Genomic DNA, 18004 nt, shown 5'->3' with positions numbered 1-18004 from the left:
GCACCTGGCTTGCCTTTATACTACCGCGCGTTTGTTTATAAACTGCCCAAATAAAACTAAATGGGAAAACACCGGTGAAGTTCGTAAAGTATCTATTGATCCTTGCAGTCTGTTGCGTACTGCTGGGAGCAGGCTCGATTTTTGGCCTCTACAAATACATAGAGCCGCAACTCCCCGACGTCGCAACCCTGAAGGATGTGCGTTTGCAGATCCCGATGCAGGTCTATAGCGCCGACGGTGAGCTTATTGCGCAGTACGGCGAAAAGCGCCGTATCCCTGTGACGTTGCAGCAAATTCCCCCCGAGCTGGTGAAAGCGTTTATCGCCACCGAAGACAGCCGCTTCTATGAGCACCATGGCGTCGATCCGGTAGGTATTTTCCGCGCCGCCAGCGTGGCGATGTTTTCAGGCCACGCCTCCCAGGGCGCCAGCACCATCACCCAGCAGTTAGCGCGTAACTTCTTTCTCAGCCCCGAGAAGACGTTGATGCGTAAGATTAAAGAGGCCTTTCTGGCCATCCGCATCGAGCAGTTGCTGAATAAAGATGAAATCCTTGAGCTGTATCTGAACAAGATCTACCTCGGCTACCGCGCCTATGGCGTCGGCGCCGCGGCGCAGGTCTATTTTGGCAAACCTATCGACCAACTGACCCTGAGTGAGATGGCGGTGATTGCCGGTCTGCCGAAAGCGCCTTCCACTTTTAACCCGCTCTATTCGATGGATCGCGCGACCGCCCGTCGCAACGTGGTGCTGTCGCGTATGCTGAGCGAAGGATACATCACCCAGGCGCAATACGATGAGGCGCGCAGCGAACCCATCGACGCCAGCTATCACGCGCCGAAAATCGCCTTCTCCGCCCCTTACCTGAGTGAAATGGTGCGCCAGGAGATGGTGAATCGCTACGGCGAGCAGGCCTACGAAGATGGTTATCGGGTCTACACCACCATTACCCGTAAAAACCAGCAGGCGGCCCAGCAGGCGGTACGCAATAACGTGCTGGATTACGATATGCGTCACGGCTACCGCGGCCCGGCCAGCGTACTGTGGAAAGTCGGCGAAACGCCGTGGGAGACGAAGAAGATCGTCGATTCGCTGAAGCGTCAGTCTGGCTACGGTCCGCTTTTCCCGGCGGTGGTCACCTCCGCGAATGCCCAGGAGGCTGTCGCGCTGTTGGCTAACGGCGACTCCGTTTCGCTGACGATGGAGGGCGTGCGCTGGGCCCGTCGCTTTATCTCTGATACGCAGCAAGGGGCGACCCCGCGTAAAGTCAACGACGTTGTGCAGGCCGGGCAGCAGATCTGGGTACGCAAGGTGGGTGACAGCTGGTGGCTGTCCCAGCTCCCGGACGTCAACTCAGCGCTGGTCTCCATTAACCCGCAAAACGGCGCGATTATTGCCCTTGTCGGCGGGTTTGACTTTAACCAGAGCAAATTCAACCGCGCCACCCAGGCGCTGCGCCAGGTCGGCTCCAACATTAAACCGTTCCTCTATACCGCCGCGATGGATAAAGGCTTAACGCTGGCAAGTATGCTCAACGATGTGCCGATCTCGCGCTGGGATGCGGGCGCAGGTTCCGACTGGCGGCCGAAGAACTCGCCGCCGCAGTATGCCGGTCCGATTCGTTTACGCCAGGGCCTGGGGCAGTCGAAAAACGTGGTGATGGTGCGCGCTATGCGCGCCATGGGCGTAGACTACGCCGCCGAGTATCTGCAGCGCTTTGGCTTCCCGGCGCAGAACATTGTCCACACGGAATCGTTGGCGCTGGGCTCAGCCTCCTTTACGCCCCTGCAGGTCGCTCGCGGTTATTCGGTGATGGCCAACGGCGGCTTCCTGGTCAATCCTTTCTTTATCATTAAGATTGAGAACGATCAGGGCGGGGTCCTCTTCGAGGAGCGTCCGAAAATTGCCTGTCCGCAGTGTGATTTACCGGTAATTTACGGCGATACGCCAAAATCCAACGTGCTGGAAAACAAGGATGTGGAAGATGTCGCCACCTCCGCGGAACCGCAGAATGGCAACGTGCCTCCGCAGCCGCAGCCGCAGCTGGAGCAGGCCAACCAGTCGCTGGTCGCGCAGAGCGGCGCACAGGAATACGCGCCGCATGTGATTAACACACCGCTGGCCTTCCTGATCAAGAGCGCGCTGAACAGCAACATCTTTGGCGAGCCGGGCTGGATGGGCACCGGCTGGCGCGCCGGACGCGATCTGCAGCGGCATGACATCGGTGGGAAAACCGGGACCACCAACAGCTCGAAGGACGCCTGGTTCTCAGGCTACGGACCGGGCGTGGTGACCTCGGTTTGGATCGGCTTTGACGATCATCGTCGCGATCTTGGCCGGACCACCGCCTCCGGAGCGATTAAAGATCAGATCTCTGGCTATGAAGGCGGTGCCAAAAGCGCCCAGCCGGCCTGGGATAGCTTTATGAAGAGCGTGCTGGAAGGCGTTCCGGAAGAACCGTTAACTCCGCCGCCGGGTATCGTCACGGTGAATATCGACCGTAGCACTGGTCAGTTGGCGAACGGGGGCAATAGCCGGGCGGAGTACTTTATTGAAGGAACCCAGCCCACCCAGCAGGCAGTCCGTGAGGTTGGCACCACCCTGACTGACGGCGGCGGTGAAACCCACGAATTGTTCTGACAAAAAAAGCGCCTGCGGGCGCTTTTTTATTGCTGCTTAGCGTGGACGCTCGTTCAGAGTCGGCCCTGGGCCTGCAGCCATTCCCGCACTAAAAACAGCGCGCTGACGTTACGGGCCTCATTAAAATCTTCTTCATCCAGCAGCGACATCAGCTGCGCCAGCGGCCAGCGCACCTGCGGTAGCGGCTCAGGTTCATCGCCCGGCAGTGACTCCGGATAGAGATCTTCCGCCACCATGATATTCATTTTGCTGGAGAAGTAGGAGGGGGCCATACTGAGCTTCTTCAAAAACGTCAGCTTATTGGCGCCATAGCCAACCTCTTCTTTCAGCTCGCGATTGGCCGCTTCATCCACGGTTTCACCTGGATCAATCAGCCCTTTGGAGAAGCCCAGCTCGTAGGACTCCGTCCCCACGGCATACTCACGAATCAAAATAATGTGATCATCCACAATCGGCACAATCATCACCGCTTCACGGGTGGAAGGCCGCATACGTTCATAAACGCGACGCACACCGTTGCTGAACTCCAGATCGACGCTTTCGACATTAAAGAGGCGCGAACGGGCGACAGTTTCAACATTGAGAATGGTGGGTTTTTGTAATGATTTGCTCATTGTCATCGGTCTATGCTGTGATTAAGCAGTCATTGTGCGATACGCAACACGCTTTCGGCAATCCAAATTGCTACTTATTTACAGAGTTGTAACCTTTTCCCTGCAGGGGGAAAAGTAATAAAGATAAAAAAGTCAATAGCTTGAATTCGCTTTGAGAATTTACCGATTTCTGCGCTTTAACGTTTTTGGTAAGCTTGTGCGCTGCTGCATGACATATTCACTACCCTGTAAGCAGGTGCGCCGCTAACACTGCAGCTTGACGTTAGTCTTCACGTTCACCGACGATTTCGTAAGAAAAAAATAACTTTGATGGGATGGGCATGGGCACCTTTCTGATATTCCTTACAGCTCTGCTAATCTGCGTATTGCTCATCGGATGGTGGTATCGCGCTCACGCCAGACGCCGCCGACTCCCCCTACTGCACGCCTTTAGCGACGCTACCACGCGGCAGCTTCCTGCGGATGAGCGCCAGGCTATTGAGAAGTATGTTGCCGAGTTGAGCCACGCCCAGCAGGTGCCGGCGTCCGGTGCGACCAGCGCGCCTGTCGCTCTGGCGCTGAACGAACAGAGTGATACCGTCTATGCGGTGACACGCGCCATCACCCGCTACGGGATCACCACTGACGCGCCGAATAAATGGCGCTATTTCCTCGATTCGGTTGAAGTTCATCTGCCGCCGTTCTGGGAACAGCATATCAACGATGAAAACAGCGTCGAGCTGATCCCCACCGACAGCCTGCCGCTGGTTATCACCCTTAACGGTCATAGCCTGAGCGACTATCGCCAGGAAGCGCAAAGCTACGCCCTGGAACGCGCTTCGGCCACCCAGGCCTCCATTCGCGGCGAAGAGAGCGAGCAGGTAGAGTTGCGGCAGATCCGTCGGGAAACGCCTGAAGAACACGCTCTGAATCGCCCGGACGGGCTGCGCGAAGCGATCCTGATCGTCGCCTCCTTTCTGTTCTTTTATTTCAGCCTGATTGGGCCAGCTGTCTTTACCCCTGGCTGGTCGCCGCAGGTTTGTTGCTGCTCGCCGCCGGACTGTGGGGGATTTATGCCCGCCGCGTCGCGCCGCGCTGCGCGAAATCCATTGCCTGCGGGGCGTCCCTAAGCGCTGGGGATTGTTTGGCGAAAACGATCAGGAGCAAATCAATAACATCTCGCTGGGCATTATCGATCTCATCTATCCGCGCCACTGGCAACCCTGGATTGCCCAGGACCTGGGGCAGCAGACCGATATTGATATCTATCTCAACCGCCACGTGGCCCGTCAGGGACGCTACCTGTCGCTTCATGATGAAGTGAAAAACTTCCCGCTGCAGTACTGGCTACGCAGCGCGATTATCGCCGCCGGCGCCCTGGTGGTGGTGATTATGCTGTGGGCCAGCGTACCGTTGAATATGCCGTTTAAGTTCACCCTGTCGTGGCTGAAGGGTGCGCAAACGATTGAAGCCACTACCGTCAGCCAGCTGGAAAAAGCCCATGTGCGCATTGGCGATACGCTGCGCCTGACCGGTACCGGGATGTGTAATATCCGCACACCGGGCAGTTGGTCCGCCAAAGAGGATTCGCCGTTCCTGCCTTTCGATTGTTCACAGATTGTGTGGAACGACGCCCCTCCTCTGCCGCTGCCGGAGTCTGACATTGTCAGCAAAGCGACCGCCCTGATGCAGTCCATCCAGCGCCAGCTGCACCCGGAAACCGACGATGATTCCCGCGTCAGCCCTGCCCTACGCTCCGCCATTCAGAAATCAGGCATGGTGCTACTGGATGATTTCGGCGATATCGTGCAGAAAACTAACGATCTCTGCTCGGCAAAGGATGATTGCCTGCGGCTGAAGAATGCGTTGGTCAATCTTGGCAATACCCGTAACTGGGAAACGTTAACCAAGCGCGCCACCGCCGGCAAGCTGGATGGCGTGAACGTGCTGCTGCGGCCGGTCAGCGCCGAGTCGCTGGAGAATCTGGTGACCACCTCAACCGCGCCCTTTGTGATACGCGAAACCTCGCGGGCCGCGCAGGCGCTGAACAGCCCGGCTCCCGGCGGTTTTCTTATCGCCAGCGATGAGGGCAGCGTACTGGTCAATCAGCCGTGGCCGGCGGTGAGTCTGTATGATTATCCGGCCCATGAGCAGTGGGGCGAACTGCGGCGGCTGGCCGGTATGCTCATGCATACCCCCTTCCATGCCGAAGGTATCGTTACCAACCTGTTTACTGACGCCAACGGCACGCAGCATATCAACCTGCATCGCATCCCCGACCGCAGCGGCCTGTGGCGTTATCTGGGCATCACCCTGCTGCTGCTGTCAATGGTGGGGTGCATGGCTTACCACGCCGTGCAGGCCCTGCGTCGTTATCAACGCCATCGTCAGCGTATGGAAGAGATTCAGAAATATTACGAAAGCTGCCTTAATCCGGTTTTGCTCCCCTCATCTGACTCGCAAGATTAATTTTCCCGGCGACAGGGTGTGATACCCTGTCGCCCATTTTCCGCTCGCTGGAGAGTCATCATGCACTTTGATATCGCCTGGCAGGAGGTCGATACCGTTCTGCTGGATATGGACGGCACGCTCCTGGACCTCGCCTTCGACAACTACTTCTGGCAAACGCTGGTGCCTGAAACCTGGGGGGCCGCCCGCGGCCTCAATTTGCAGGAGGCGAAAGACGCCATGCGCCAGGAGTATCACGCCGTGCAGCATACGCTAAACTGGTACTGTCTGGATTACTGGAGCGAGCGCCTGGGTTTGGATATTTGTGCGATGACCAGCGAACAAGGTCCGCGCGCCACGCTGCGCGAGGATACCGTGCCGTTCCTTGATGCGCTCAAGGCCTGCGGTAAGCGACGCATTCTGTTGACCAATGCCCATCCCCACAATCTGGCGGTGAAGCTCAAACACACCGGCCTGGACGCGCACCTTGATTTATTACTTTCCACCCACACATTTGGTTATCCGAAAGAGGATCAGCGTCTGTGGCGCGCCGTGGCGGAGGAAACTGGCCTTGAGGCGCACAAAACGCTGTTTGTCGACGACAGCGAGGCGATACTGGATGCCGCGAGGGAGTTTGGCATTCGTTACTGCCTGGGTATTACCAATCCTGACTCCGGACTGGCGGAAAAGCAGTATCTGCGCCATCCGGGGCTGAATGATTACCGACGACTGATCCCTTCGCTTACCCCGAAGGAGAGGCGATGAAAGAAAAGCCCACCGAAACCGTCAGACTGGACAAATGGCTTTGGGCCGCCCGCTTTTACAAAACCCGCGCGCTGGCGCGGGAAATGATTGAAGGCGGCAAGGTGCATTACAACGGACAACGTAGCAAACCCGGAAAAATCGTCGAACTCGACGCCATGCTGACGCTGCGCCAGGGCAACGACGAGCGGACGGTGCGCATTATCGGCATTACCGAACAGCGCCGCCCGGCAAGCGAAGCCGTCAACCTGTATGAAGAGACGGCGGAGAGTATCGAGAAGCGTGAAAAAATGGCCCTGGCGCGCAAAATGAACGCCCTGACCATGCCGCACCCTGACAGACGTCCGGACAAGAAAGAGCGCCGCGACCTGATGAGATTTAAACACGGCGAGAGTGAATAACTCGCGCCAGAAAGAGAGATGATTATGACTCAACACGATCAATTACATCGTTATCTGTTTGAAAACTATGCCGTGCGCGGCGAGCTGGTGACGGTGTCGGAAACCCTGGAACAGATTCTGGCGAATCACACCTATCCCCAACCGGTCAAAACGGTGCTGGCGGAGCTGTTGGTCGCCACCAGTCTGCTGACCGCGACGCTGAAGTTTGCCGGCGACATTACCGTACAGCTGCAGGGGGATGGCCCTTTACAGCTGGCGGTGATCAACGGCAATAACCAGCAGCAGCTGCGCGGCGTCGCGCGCGTGCAGGGCGAGATTGCGGACGATGCGGATCTGAAAACGATGGTCGGCAACGGCTACCTGGTCATTACCATCTCTCCGGAAGAAGGTGAGCGCTATCAGGGCGTGGTCGGTCTGGAAGGCGATACGCTGGCCGCCTGCCTGGAAGATTATTTCCAGCGTTCAGAGCAGCTGCCGACGCGCCTTATCATCCGCACCGGCGATCATGAAGGCCAGCCGATGGCGGGCGGGATGCTGCTGCAGGTGATGCCGGCACAGGATGCCCAGACTGCCGACTTCGAGCACCTGGCGACGCTTACCGAGACCATTAAGGCGGAAGAGCTGTTCACCCTGCCGGCAAATGATGTGCTGTGGCGCCTGTATCATGAAGAAGAAGTCACGGTCTACGACCCGCAGAGCGTGGAGTTCAAGTGCACCTGCTCCCGCGAACGCTGCGCCGGCGCGCTGAAGACGCTGCCGGATGAAGAGATTGATAGCATCCTCGCCGACGAAGGCGAAATTGATATGCACTGCGACTACTGCGGTAACCACTATATCTTCAATGCCATGGACATCGCCGAGATCCGTAATAACGCCTCTCCGGCCGATCCGCAGGTTCATTAATCCCCGCATCTTTCTCAGGCACAGGGCGGCAATGTTGTTTGTCGCGTTGTGCCTGACTTTTAATTTATTCGCGAGTTGAATCGATTTTCCCTGAAAGAGTTACGTAATTTAATTTCAGGAAAGCGATTACATTCACATTTCGGCAGTTTTTTTAATTACTTTTTAACCATTGAGAAACATCTAACCCCACCATCCGCCCATTTCCTGAGATAATCCACTCCACTTCGTGACAGGAGTCACCGTTTTTATCGTCATTCTGAGGAATGTCGAGATACGTAAATCTATGAGCCTGGTCGCGGTCAATACCCGGCAATTAACCCTACAATTTACAGCAGTACATCTTGGCTAAGGAGCAGTGACATGCGCGTTAATCATGGTTTAACCCCGCAGGATCTCAAGGCTTATGGTATCAATGACGTCCAGGATATCGTCCACAACCCCAGCTACGACATGTTGTTTCAGGAAGAGCTCGACCCGAACCTGGAAGGCTACGAACGTGGCGTATTAACCACTCTGGGTGCTATCGCCGTCGACACGGGCATTTTTACCGGTCGTTCTCCGAAAGATAAGTATCTCGTGCGCGACGACACCACCCGCGACACCGTCTGGTGGTCCGATAAAGGCAAAGGTAAAAACGACAACAAGCCGCTTTCGCAGGAAACCTGGCAGCATCTGAAAGGGCTGGTGACCCAGCAACTGTCCGGTAAACGCCTGTTTATCGTCGACGCTTTCTGCGGCGCCAACGCCGATACCCGTCTCAGCGTACGTTTCATTACCGAAGTGGCCTGGCAGGCGCACTTCGTTAAAAACATGTTCATCCGTCCGAGCGATGAAGAGCTGGCTGAATTCGAGCCCGACTTCATCGTGATGAACGGCGCGAAATGCACCAATCCGCAGTGGAAAGAGCAGGGCCTCAATTCGGAAAACTTCGTCGCCTTCAACCTCACCGAGCGCATTCAGCTGATCGGCGGCACCTGGTACGGCGGCGAGATGAAGAAAGGGATGTTCTCGATCATGAACTACCTGCTGCCGCTGAAGGGCATCGCCTCCATGCACTGCTCAGCCAACGTCGGCGAGAAAGGCGATGTCGCCATTTTCTTCGGCCTCTCAGGCACCGGCAAAACCACCCTCTCCACCGACCCGAAACGCCGCCTGATTGGCGATGACGAACATGGCTGGGATGACGACGGCGTGTTTAACTTCGAAGGGGGCTGCTACGCCAAGACCATCAAGCTCTCTGAAGCGGCCGAGCCAGATATCTATCACGCCATCCGCCGCAACGCCCTGCTGGAAAACGTGGTGGTACGCGCCGACGGCACGGTCGATTTCGATGACGGTTCAAAGACCGAAAATACCCGCGTCTCCTACCCCATCGACCACATCGACAACATTGTTAAGCCGGTGTCTAAAGCGGGTCACGCCACCAAAGTGATCTTCCTGACGGCCGATGCGTTCGGCGTCCTGCCGCCGGTCTCCCGCCTGACCGCCGACCAGACGCAGTACCATTTCCTGTCCGGGTTTACCGCCAAACTGGCCGGCACCGAGCGCGGCGTAACCGAACCCACGCCAACCTTCTCCGCCTGCTTCGGCGCCGCCTTCCTGTCGCTGCACCCGACGCAGTACGCCGAAGTGCTGGTCAAACGCATGCAGGCGGCTGGCGCGCAGGCTTATCTGGTCAATACCGGCTGGAACGGCACCGGCAAGCGCATCTCGATTAAAGATACCCGCGCGATCATCGACGCCATCCTCAATGGCTCGCTGGACAACGCGGAGACCTTTACCCTACCGATGTTTAACCTGCAGATCCCGACGGCGCTCCCGGGCGTGGATACCCACATCCTCGATCCGCGCAGCACCTATGGTTCCCCGGAGCAGTGGCAGGAAAAAGCCGACCAGCTGGCGAAGCTGTTTATTGAGAATTTTGAGAAGTATACCGATACGCCAGCGGGCGCCGCGCTGGTGGCGGCAGGACCGCAGCGCTAACGGGCGCAAAGGTGAAAAAGCCGGGCTTGCCCGGCTTTTTATTGTGCAACATCCTGAGCAGCTAACCGCGGGCGCGATCAGCTCTCCCTGGCGGGTTTCATCGGCGCCAGCATCCGGTGCACCGGCAGCCAGGCGCGGATCAGTAACCCGCCGCGTTCGCTGGAGCCAATCTCCAGCCGGCCGTTGTGATTGTCGATAATACGCTGAACAATCGCCAACCCCAGCCCGGTGCCGCTGGTGCTGCGGGCGCTGTCGCCGCGAACAAACGGCTGAAACAGGTGCTCCCTCTGCTCAGGTTTAATCCCCGGTCCATCATCTTCTACCTGGAACCAGGCCCGGCTCGCTTCGCTGCCGCTGCTGACCTTGATCCAGCCATTGCCATAGCGGGCCGCGTTGACCACCATATTCGCCAGCGCGCGCTTGATAGACAGCGGGTGCATACGTACCGGAATTTCGCCGGCCTGCAGGGCGGTGGCGATTTCCCGCTCATAGCCACTCTCCGCAGCGATCACTTCCCCCAGCACCGCATTCAGATCCGCCAGCTCCATCGGCATCTCCTGCCCGGTGCGCAGATAGTCGATAAACTGCTCGATGATGGCGTTGCACTCTTCGATATCTTTGTTGATCGACTCCGCGAGATAGCCGTCCTGCTCGCCCATCATCTCGGTGGCCAGACGAATGCGGGTCAGCGGGGTTCGTAAATCATGACTGACCCCGGCCATCAGCAGCGTACGGTCATCAGCCAACTGCTTCACGCCCGCCGCCATATGGTTAAAGGCGCGCGTCACCGAACGCACTTCGGAGGCGCCATACTCGCGCAGCGGCGGCGGAATAATGCCGCGCCCGACCTGCAGCGCCGCGTGCTCCAGATCCACCAACGGGCGGTTCTGAATACGAATAAACAGCCAGGCGCCGCCTATCGCCAGCAGCATGATCGCCAGGGTATAGCGGAACAGCGGCGAGAAGTCGCCCTGATGGATCTCGGTCAGCGGCACCCGCACCCAGATATTGGGCGACAGCCAGGTCTTCAGCCACACCACAGGGGAGCTTTTATTGACCTCTACCCGCACCTCTGTGGGGCCACCAAGCTGATGGGCCATCTGCTGACTTAAGAATTCATAATGCTGCGCCCAGCGCAGGCCTGCGTCTTCCGCCGCTTCATTGGAATAGAGCGAAATCCCCAGCTCGCGATAAATTTCACGACGAAACGCCGGGGGCACCACCAGCTGGGTGCCATCCTCCAGCTGCAGTTTGTCGGTCATCAGCATACGCACTTCGTAGGCTAACACTTTATTAAACTGCTGGAGACTCGGCAGGATCGCGAAATTCAGTACCACCAGATAGGTCGTCACCAGGCTGACGAACAGCAAGGTGACGATCAGGAGCAGTGTGCGAGCAAAGGAGCTGCGCGGCGAAAAGCGCACGCGTTTCATGCCTTAGAACCGTCCGGGACGAAGACGTAGCCCAGACCCCAGACGGTCTGGATGTAGCGCGGATGCGCCGGGTCCTCTTCCACCATGCGGCGCAGGCGGGAGATCTGTACGTCGATGGAGCGCTCCATCGCAGAGTATTCGCGGCCGCGGGCGAGGTTCATCAGCTTATCGCGCGACAGCGGCTCACGGGGATGGCTCACCAGCGCCTTCAGGACCGCGAATTCGCCGCTGGTCAACGGCATCGGCTCGTCTTCACGGAACATCTCGCGGGTGCCTAAATTCAGTTTGAATTTACCAAAGGCGATAACCGCCTCTTCCTGCGACGGCGCGCCCGGCAGCTCGTTCGCCTGGCGGCGCAGCACCGCCCGGATGCGGGCCAGCAGTTCGCGCGGGTTAAACGGCTTCGGAATATAGTCGTCAGCCCCGATCTCCAGACCCACGATCCGATCGACCTCTTCGCCTTTCGCCGTCACCATAATGATCGGCATCGGGTTACTCTGGCTGCGCAGACGACGGCAGATAGAGAGACCATCTTCGCCCGGCAGCATCAGATCCAGCACCATCAGGTGGAAGGATTCACGGGTTAACAGACGATCCATCTGTTCGGCGTTCGCCACGCTACGAACCTGGAAGCCCTGCTCGGTCAGATAACGCTCGAGCAGCGCACGCAGGCGCATGTCGTCATCCACAACCAGAATCTTATAATTCTCTTGCATTGTTTGTACTCCCAAAGGTTCACTGCAATAGTCAGTGCGTATTCTCAAAAAAGCCCGGCGCGCTCACCAGCTAAATCTGGTATATATTCCAGGCTAAATTGTTACAAAGCATATTTAACAGCAGGTTAAGTATACATTTAATCATAAGACACAGTATTTATCCTGTCGGTATTATTACGCGCTACAAATTGTGCGCAACGACAGACAGTCAGAAGGTTGAACTCACGATGAAAACGCCGCTGATCACCCGCGAGGGATATGAAAAACTGAAGCAGGAGATGGACTACCTGTGGCGCCAGGAGCGTCCGGAAGTGACCAAAAAGGTGACCTGGGCCGCCAGCCTCGGCGACCGCAGCGAGAACGCGGACTACCAGTACAACAAAAAGCGCCTGCGGGAGATCGATCGCCGGGTCCGCTATCTGACCAAATGTCTGGAACAGTTGAAAATCGTCGATTACTCGCCGCAACAGGAAGGTAAAGTCTTCTTCGGCGCCTGGGTAGAGATTGAAAACGATGAAGGCGATATCAAGCGCTTTCGCATCGTCGGTTACGATGAAATTTTTGGCCGCAAAGACTATATCTCCATCGACTCGCCGATGGCGCGCGCACTGTTAAAAAAAGAGGTTGGCGATCTGGCCATCGTCAACACGCCGGCGGGCGAAGCCAGCTGGTATGTCAACGAGATCGAATACGTTAAATAGACAAGAACTTTCCGAGAGACGCCCGGCGCGGCTGGTATTTTTAGCCGTCAGTCCGTATAACTAGTCCCTGTTTTTTGACCCTAAAGATGAATTAAAAGCCATGATGAATGATTCGCTCTGCCGCATTATTGCGGGTGAACTTCAGGCCAGAGCCGAACAGGTAGAAGCTGCCGTTCGCCTGCTTGATGAAGGGAACACCGTGCCGTTTATTGCACGTTATCGTAAAGAAGTCACCGGCGGTCTGGATGACACGCAGCTGCGTAATCTGGAAACTCGCCTCGGCTATCTGCGCGAACTCGAAGACCGTCGTCAGGCGATCCTCAAATCCATCGCTGAACAGGGCAAACTGACCGACGCGCTGGAAAAAGCCATCAACACCACGCTCAGCAAAACCGAACTGGAAGATCTCTACCTGCCCTACAAGCCGAAGCGCCGTACACGCGGGCAGATCGCTATCGAAGCCGGGCTCGAACCGCTGGCTGACCTGCTGTGGAACGAACCGGCCCACGATCCGGAAGCGGAGGCCGCAAAATATATTGATGCCGATAAGGGCGTAGCCGACAGCAAAGCGGCCCTGGACGGCGCGCGCTATATTCTGATGGAGCGGTTTGCCGAAGACGCCGCGCTGCTGGCGAAGGTCCGTGACTATCTGTGGAAAAACGCCCACCTGGTCTCCACCGTCGTCAGCGGTAAAGAAGAGGAAGGCGCTAAATTCCGCGACTACTTCGATCACCATGAACCGATCGCCGCCGTGCCGTCGCATCGCGCGCTGGCGATGTTCCGCGGTCGCAACGAAGGCGTCCTGCAGCTCTCTTTAAACGCTGACCCGCAGTTTGACGAGCCGCCGAAAGAGAGCCACGGCGAGCAAATTATTATCGACCACCTGGGCCTGCGCCTGAATAACGCCCCGGCGGACAGCTGGCGTAAAGGCGTCGTCAGCTGGACCTGGCGGATCAAAGTCCTGATGCATCTCGAAACCGAGCTGATGGGCACCGTGCGCGAACGCGCGGAGGACGAGGCAATCAACGTCTTCGCCCGCAACCTGCACGATCTGCTGATGGCCGCGCCCGCCGGGCTGCGCGCCACCATGGGACTCGATCCGGGCCTGCGCACCGGGGTGAAAGTGGCCGTCGTCGACGCCACCGGTAAACTGGTCGCTACCGATACCATCTATCCCCACACCGGCCAGGCCGCCAAAGCGGCCGTCGCCGTCGCCGCGCTGTGTGAGAAGTACAACGTTGAGCTGGTGGCCATCGGCAACGGTACCGCCTCGCGTGAAACCGAGCGTTTCTTCCTCGACGTGCAGAAACAGTTCCCGAAGGTCACCGCCCAGAAGGTGATCGTCAGCGAAGCCGGGGCTTCCGTTTACTCCGCCTCCGAGCTGGCGGCGCAGGAGTTTCCGGACCTCGACGTGTCGCTGCGCGGCGCGGTCTCCATCGCCCGCCGTCTGCAGGATCCCCTGGCCGAGCTGGTGAAAATCGACCCGAAATCCATTGGCGTCGGCCAGTATCAGCACGACGTCAGCCAGACCCAGCTGGCGCGTAAGCTGGACGCGGTGGTGGAAGACTGTGTGAACGCCGTCGGCGTTGACCTGAACACCGCCTCCGTTCCGCTGCTGACCCGCGTCGCCGGCCTGACCCGCATGATGGCGCAGAACATCGTCGCCTGGCGCGACGAGAATGGTCAGTTCCAGAACCGCCAGCAGCTGCTGAAAGTCAGCCGTCTGGGGCCGAAAGCCTTTGAACAGTGCGCGGGCTTCCTGCGTATCAACCACGGCGACAACCCGCTGGATGCCTCCACCGTTCACCCGGAAGCTTACCCGGTGGTCGAACGTATTCTGGCCGCCACCCAGCAGGCGCTGAAAGATCTGATGGGCAATAGCAGTGCGCTGCGCCACCTGAAGGCAGTGGACTTCACCGATGAGAAGTTTGGCGTCCCGACGGTCACCGACATTATCAAAGAGCTGGAAAAACCGGGCCGCGATCCGCGTCCGGAGTTTAAGACCGCGAAGTTCGCCGATGGTGTGGAGACCATGAATGACCTGCTGCCGGGAATGATTCTGGAAGGTGCCGTCACCAACGTCACCAACTTCGGCGCGTTTGTTGATATCGGCGTTCATCAGGACGGACTGGTACACATTTCGTCGCTTTCTGACCGGTTTGTTGAGGATCCGCACACCGTGGTGAAAGCGGGCGACATCGTCAAGGTCAAAGTGATGGAAGTCGATCTGCCGCGTAAGCGTATCGCCCTGACCATGCGTCTCGACGAGCAGCCGGGCGACAGCAACGCCCGCCGCGGCGGTGGTCAGGAGCGCCCGCAGGGAAATCGCCCGGCAGCGAAAGCCGCCAAACCCCGCGGTCGCGAGGCGCAGCCTGCCGGCAACAGCGCGATGATGGATGCCCTCGCCGCAGCGATGGGTAAAAAACGCTAAACTCTCCCTGCCCCTTTTTCAGGGGCAGTTTTTTTCATGACCAGGCCATCGCCATCACGCGCAAAACAGGTTCAGTTGTTTCTGATAACCTGCTTTTATTCCACGCCTGAAAGGCAGCGAAATTAATATTTTCATTTCGTTAACTTCAGAAACCTTAATTAAACATTAGATCGCCGAAATAATATTTCGCGCATTTTTGATTACAGGCTGACTTTGCGGCATATCAATAAAAAGGTGATTTTCACTTTAAAAATAGCCTGCAGCGCATCATATGTATTGATGATAAAAACCATTCTCATTATCATCGATTACAGAACGTTTTTTCTTTTTTCGTTGGCTACGGTCCCCGGCGCAACTGCCTCCAGGCGTCCGGAAAATTCTTCTTCGGTTAGCGATAGACAAGTAGGCCCTATGCAATTCACACCTGATAGTGCGTGGAAAATTACCGGTTTTTCTCGCGATATTAGCCCAGCATACCGTCAGAAACTGCTCTCCCTCGGCATGCTGCCCGGTTCCTCTTTTCATGTGGTTCGCGTGGCGCCGCTCGGCGATCCTGTTCATATTGAAACCCGACGCGTCAGTCTGGTATTACGCAAAAAAGATCTCGCCTTAATCGAACTGGAAGCGGTTGCACAATAACGGCTGGCCCGGCACAAGAGTCTGAAATATGCAAAAATTAACCGTTGGTTTAATTGGTAATCCTAATTCCGGCAAGACCACCTTATTTAATCAGCTGACCGGCGCTCGCCAGCGCGTGGGCAACTGGGCTGGGGTGACCGTTGAGCGTAAAGAGGGGATTTTCGCCACCACTGACCACCAGGTCACGCTGGTCGACCTCCCGGGAACCTACTCCCTGACCACCATCTCCTCGCAGACCTCGCTGGACGAGCAGATTGCCTGCCACTACATCCTGAGCGGCGACGCCGACATGCTGATTAACGTGGTCGATGCCTCCAACCTCGAGCGCAACCTCTATCTGACGCTGCAGCTGCTCGAGCTGGGGATCCCCTGCGTCGTCGCGCTGAACATGCTGGATATCGCCGAAAAGCAGCAGGTGCGGATCGATATCGACGCCCTCGCCGCCCGTCTCGGTTGCCCGGTCATTCCGCTGGTATCGACTCGCGGACGGGGGATCGAAGCGCTGAAGATCGCCCTCGACCGTCATCAGGCGAACAGCGATCTTGAGCTGGTCCACTATCCGCAGCCGCTGCTGCGCGAAGCTGACCTGCTGGCGCAGCAGATGTCAGCGCAGATCCCGCCCCGGCAGCGGCGCTGGCTGGGTCTGCAGATGCTGGAGGGCGATATCTACAGCCGGGCCTATGCCGGCGACGCCGCCGATAAACTGGATATCGCCCTGGCGAATCTCAGCGACGAGATCGACGACCCGGCGCTGCACATCGCTGACGCGCGCTATCAGACCATCGCCGCCATTTGCGACGCCGTCAGCAATACCCTGACCGCCGAACCAAGCCGCTTCACCGCCGCGATGGACAAAGTGATCCTCAACCGCTTCCTCGGGTTGCCGATTTTTCTCTTTGTCATGTACTTGATGTTCCTGCTGGCGATCAACATCGGCGGCGCGCTGCAGCCGATTTTCGATGCCGGCTCGGTCGCGATCTTTGTGCATGGCATTCAATGGCTGGGTTACACCCTGCACTTCCCGGACTGGCTGACCGTGTTCCTCGCCCAGGGGATCGGCGGCGGTATCAACACCGTGCTGCCGCTGGTGCCGCAGATCGGCATGATGTATCTGTTTCTCTCCTTCCTTGAGGACTCCGGCTACATGGCGCGCGCCGCCTTTGTGATGGATCGCCTGATGCAAGCCCTCGGCCTGCCGGGGAAATCCTTCGTCCCGCTGATTGTCGGTTTTGGCTGCAACGTGCCGTCGGTGATGGGCGCCCGCACCCTTGACGCGCCGCGCGAGCGTCTGATGACCATTATGATGGCGCCGTTTATGTCCTGCGGCGCGCGGCTGGCGATCTTCGCCGTCTTCGCGGCCGCCTTCTTTGGGCAGAACGGCGCGCTGGCGGTCTTCTCGCTCTATGTGCTGGGCATTGTGATGGCCATCCTCACCGGCCTGATGCTGAAGCACACCATTATGCGCGGCGAAGCCTCGCCGTTCGTGATGGAGCTGCCGGTGTACCACGTCCCGCATATCAAGAGCCTGATTATCCAGACCTGGCAGCGCCTGAAAGGCTTTGTGCTGCGCGCCGGGAAGGTGATCGTCATCGTCAGCATCTTCCTCAGCGCGCTGAACAGCTTCTCACTGAGCGGTAAGGTCGTCGACAACATCAACGACTCCGCGCTGGCCTCGGTGAGCCGGGTCATTACGCCGGTGTTTAAACCGATCGGCGTGCATGAAGATAACTGGCAGGCCACCGTCGGCCTGTTTACCGGCGCGATGGCGAAAGAGGTGGTAGTGGGTACGCTGAACACCCTCTATACCGCCGAAGATATCCAGAATGAGGAATTCAATCCGCAGACCTTCAGTCTCGGCGAAGAACTGCTCGCCGCCGTCGATGAGACATGGCAGGGACTGAAAGACACCTTCAGCCTCAGCGTCCTGGCCAACCCCATCGAAGCCAGCAAAGGCGATGGCGAAATGGCCACCGGCGCCATGGGGGTGATGGGCAGTAAATTTGGCAGCGCGGCGGCGGCATACAGCTACCTGATCTTCGTCCTGCTCTATATTCCCTGCATCTCGGTGATGGGCGCCATCGCCCGCGAATCAAGCCGCGGCTGGATGACCTTCTCCATCCTGTGGGGGCTGAATATCGCCTATTCGCTCTCGACGCTCTATTACCAGACCGTTAGCTTTAGCGATCACCCGCGCTACAGTCTGGTGTGTATCCTGGCGGTAGTGTTGTTCAACGTGGTGCTCTTCGGCCTGTTGCGCCGGGCGCGCAGCCGGGTGGACGTCTCGCTGCTGGCCACGCGAAAAACGCCGGCCTCCTGCTGTTCCAGCCCGGCTGGCGATTGCCACTAAGGAGGGAC

12 protein-coding genes and 1 pseudogene are annotated in these 18004 nt (G+C 57.9%); 10 read left to right on the top strand and 3 right to left on the bottom strand.

What is annotated here, in order from left to right; translation table 11 throughout:
• Positions 1 to 74 precede the first annotated feature (74 nt).
• Complete coding sequence (gene mrcA, locus LPQ25_RS01765; RefSeq protein ID WP_015875207.1) at positions 75 to 2639, top strand: peptidoglycan glycosyltransferase/peptidoglycan DD-transpeptidase MrcA; 2565 nt, start codon at positions 75 to 77, stop codon at positions 2637 to 2639.
• A 53-nt stretch (positions 2640 to 2692) separates the two neighbouring features.
• On the opposite strand, the gene nudE is transcribed toward mrcA, so the two are convergent.
• A complete protein-coding gene (gene nudE / locus LPQ25_RS01760; protein WP_002920321.1) occupies positions 2693 to 3253 on the bottom strand; it encodes an ADP compounds hydrolase NudE in 561 nt (186 codons plus the stop codon).
• A gap of 320 nt (positions 3254 to 3573) precedes the next feature.
• Here nudE and LPQ25_RS01755 point away from each other — a divergent pair.
• The 5 genes and pseudogenes from LPQ25_RS01755 to pckA all read left to right on the top strand — a co-directional run bounded on the left by LPQ25_RS01755 (position 3574) and on the right by pckA (position 9729).
• Positions 3574 to 5701, top strand: a pseudogene (locus LPQ25_RS01755) (intracellular growth attenuator family protein).
• 60 nt (positions 5702 to 5761) lie between these two features.
• A complete protein-coding gene (gene yrfG / locus LPQ25_RS01750) occupies positions 5762 to 6445 on the top strand; it encodes a GMP/IMP nucleotidase (protein WP_004181456.1) in 684 nt (227 codons plus the stop codon).
• Complete coding sequence (gene hslR, locus LPQ25_RS01745; RefSeq protein WP_002920326.1) at positions 6442 to 6843, top strand: ribosome-associated heat shock protein Hsp15; 402 nt, start codon at positions 6442 to 6444, stop codon at positions 6841 to 6843. Before yrfG ends, hslR begins: the two co-directional genes overlap by 4 nt.
• Before the next feature lie 18 nt (positions 6844 to 6861).
• A complete protein-coding gene (hslO, locus tag LPQ25_RS01740; RefSeq protein ID WP_004188324.1) occupies positions 6862 to 7746 on the top strand; it encodes an Hsp33 family molecular chaperone HslO in 885 nt (294 codons plus the stop codon).
• Positions 7747 to 8106: 360 nt separating this feature from the next.
• Positions 8107 to 9729 (top strand): phosphoenolpyruvate carboxykinase (ATP), encoded by a 1623-nt coding sequence (gene pckA / locus LPQ25_RS01735; protein WP_002920331.1) that lies wholly within the window; start codon positions 8107 to 8109, stop codon positions 9727 to 9729.
• A 77-nt stretch (positions 9730 to 9806) separates the two neighbouring features.
• On the opposite strand, the gene envZ is transcribed toward pckA, so the two are convergent.
• Both envZ and ompR read right to left on the bottom strand, forming a co-directional pair.
• Positions 9807 to 11162: a two-component system sensor histidine kinase EnvZ gene (gene envZ, locus LPQ25_RS01730; protein WP_002920333.1), complete on the bottom strand. Its 1356-nt coding sequence runs from the start codon at positions 11160 to 11162 to the stop codon at positions 9807 to 9809.
• Complete coding sequence (gene ompR / locus LPQ25_RS01725) at positions 11159 to 11878, bottom strand: osmolarity response regulator transcription factor OmpR (RefSeq protein WP_001157751.1); 720 nt, start codon at positions 11876 to 11878, stop codon at positions 11159 to 11161. Before ompR ends, envZ begins: the two co-directional genes overlap by 4 nt.
• Before the next feature lie 227 nt (positions 11879 to 12105).
• Here ompR and greB point away from each other — a divergent pair, with 227 nt between their 5' ends.
• The 4 genes from greB (at position 12106) to feoB (ending at position 17996) form a co-directional block, all read left to right on the top strand.
• Positions 12106 to 12579 carry a transcription elongation factor GreB gene (greB, locus tag LPQ25_RS01720; RefSeq protein WP_002920503.1) on the top strand — a complete coding sequence of 158 codons (474 nt, stop codon included), beginning with the start codon at positions 12106 to 12108 and terminating at the stop codon, positions 12577 to 12579.
• Positions 12580 to 12679: 100 nt separating this feature from the next.
• A complete protein-coding gene (locus LPQ25_RS01715) occupies positions 12680 to 15010 on the top strand; it encodes a Tex family protein (RefSeq protein WP_014906840.1) in 2331 nt (776 codons plus the stop codon).
• Positions 15011 to 15421: 411 nt separating this feature from the next.
• On the top strand, positions 15422 to 15649 hold the full coding sequence (gene feoA / locus LPQ25_RS01710; RefSeq protein WP_002920506.1) for a ferrous iron transporter A: 228 nt from the start codon (positions 15422 to 15424) through the stop codon (positions 15647 to 15649).
• 28 nt (positions 15650 to 15677) lie between these two features.
• A complete protein-coding gene (gene feoB, locus LPQ25_RS01705; RefSeq protein WP_014906839.1) occupies positions 15678 to 17996 on the top strand; it encodes a Fe(2+) transporter permease subunit FeoB in 2319 nt (772 codons plus the stop codon).
• Positions 17997 to 18004: the final 8 nt, after the last annotated feature.

Source organism: Klebsiella sp. KPN54798, assembly GCF_021184225.1.
In the GTDB taxonomy this organism is placed as follows: Bacteria; Pseudomonadota; Gammaproteobacteria; order Enterobacterales; family Enterobacteriaceae; genus Klebsiella; species Klebsiella pneumoniae.
The sequence above is the reverse complement of the archived record's forward strand: the minus strand, read 5'-3'. Positions and strand labels throughout refer to the sequence as shown.

Excerpts from the sequence above, each read along its gene's own strand:
- nudE (WP_002920321.1), bottom strand. The coding sequence starts at position 3,253 with ATGAGCAAATCATTACAAAAACCCACCATTCTCAATGTTGAAACTGTC.
- yrfG (WP_004181456.1), top strand. The coding sequence starts at position 5,762 with ATGCACTTTGATATCGCCTGGCAGGAGGTCGATACCGTTCTGCTGGAT.
- hslR (WP_002920326.1), top strand. The coding sequence starts at position 6,442 with ATGAAAGAAAAGCCCACCGAAACCGTCAGACTGGACAAATGGCTTTGG.
- hslO (WP_004188324.1), top strand. The coding sequence starts at position 6,862 with ATGATTATGACTCAACACGATCAATTACATCGTTATCTGTTTGAAAAC.
- pckA (WP_002920331.1), top strand. The coding sequence starts at position 8,107 with ATGCGCGTTAATCATGGTTTAACCCCGCAGGATCTCAAGGCTTATGGT.
- envZ (WP_002920333.1), bottom strand. The coding sequence starts at position 11,162 with ATGAAACGCGTGCGCTTTTCGCCGCGCAGCTCCTTTGCTCGCACACTG.
- ompR (WP_001157751.1), bottom strand. The coding sequence starts at position 11,878 with ATGCAAGAGAATTATAAGATTCTGGTTGTGGATGACGACATGCGCCTG.
- greB (WP_002920503.1), top strand. The coding sequence starts at position 12,106 with ATGAAAACGCCGCTGATCACCCGCGAGGGATATGAAAAACTGAAGCAG.
- LPQ25_RS01715 (WP_014906840.1), top strand. The coding sequence starts at position 12,680 with ATGATGAATGATTCGCTCTGCCGCATTATTGCGGGTGAACTTCAGGCC.
- feoA (WP_002920506.1), top strand. The coding sequence starts at position 15,422 with ATGCAATTCACACCTGATAGTGCGTGGAAAATTACCGGTTTTTCTCGC.
- feoB (WP_014906839.1), top strand. The coding sequence starts at position 15,678 with ATGCAAAAATTAACCGTTGGTTTAATTGGTAATCCTAATTCCGGCAAG.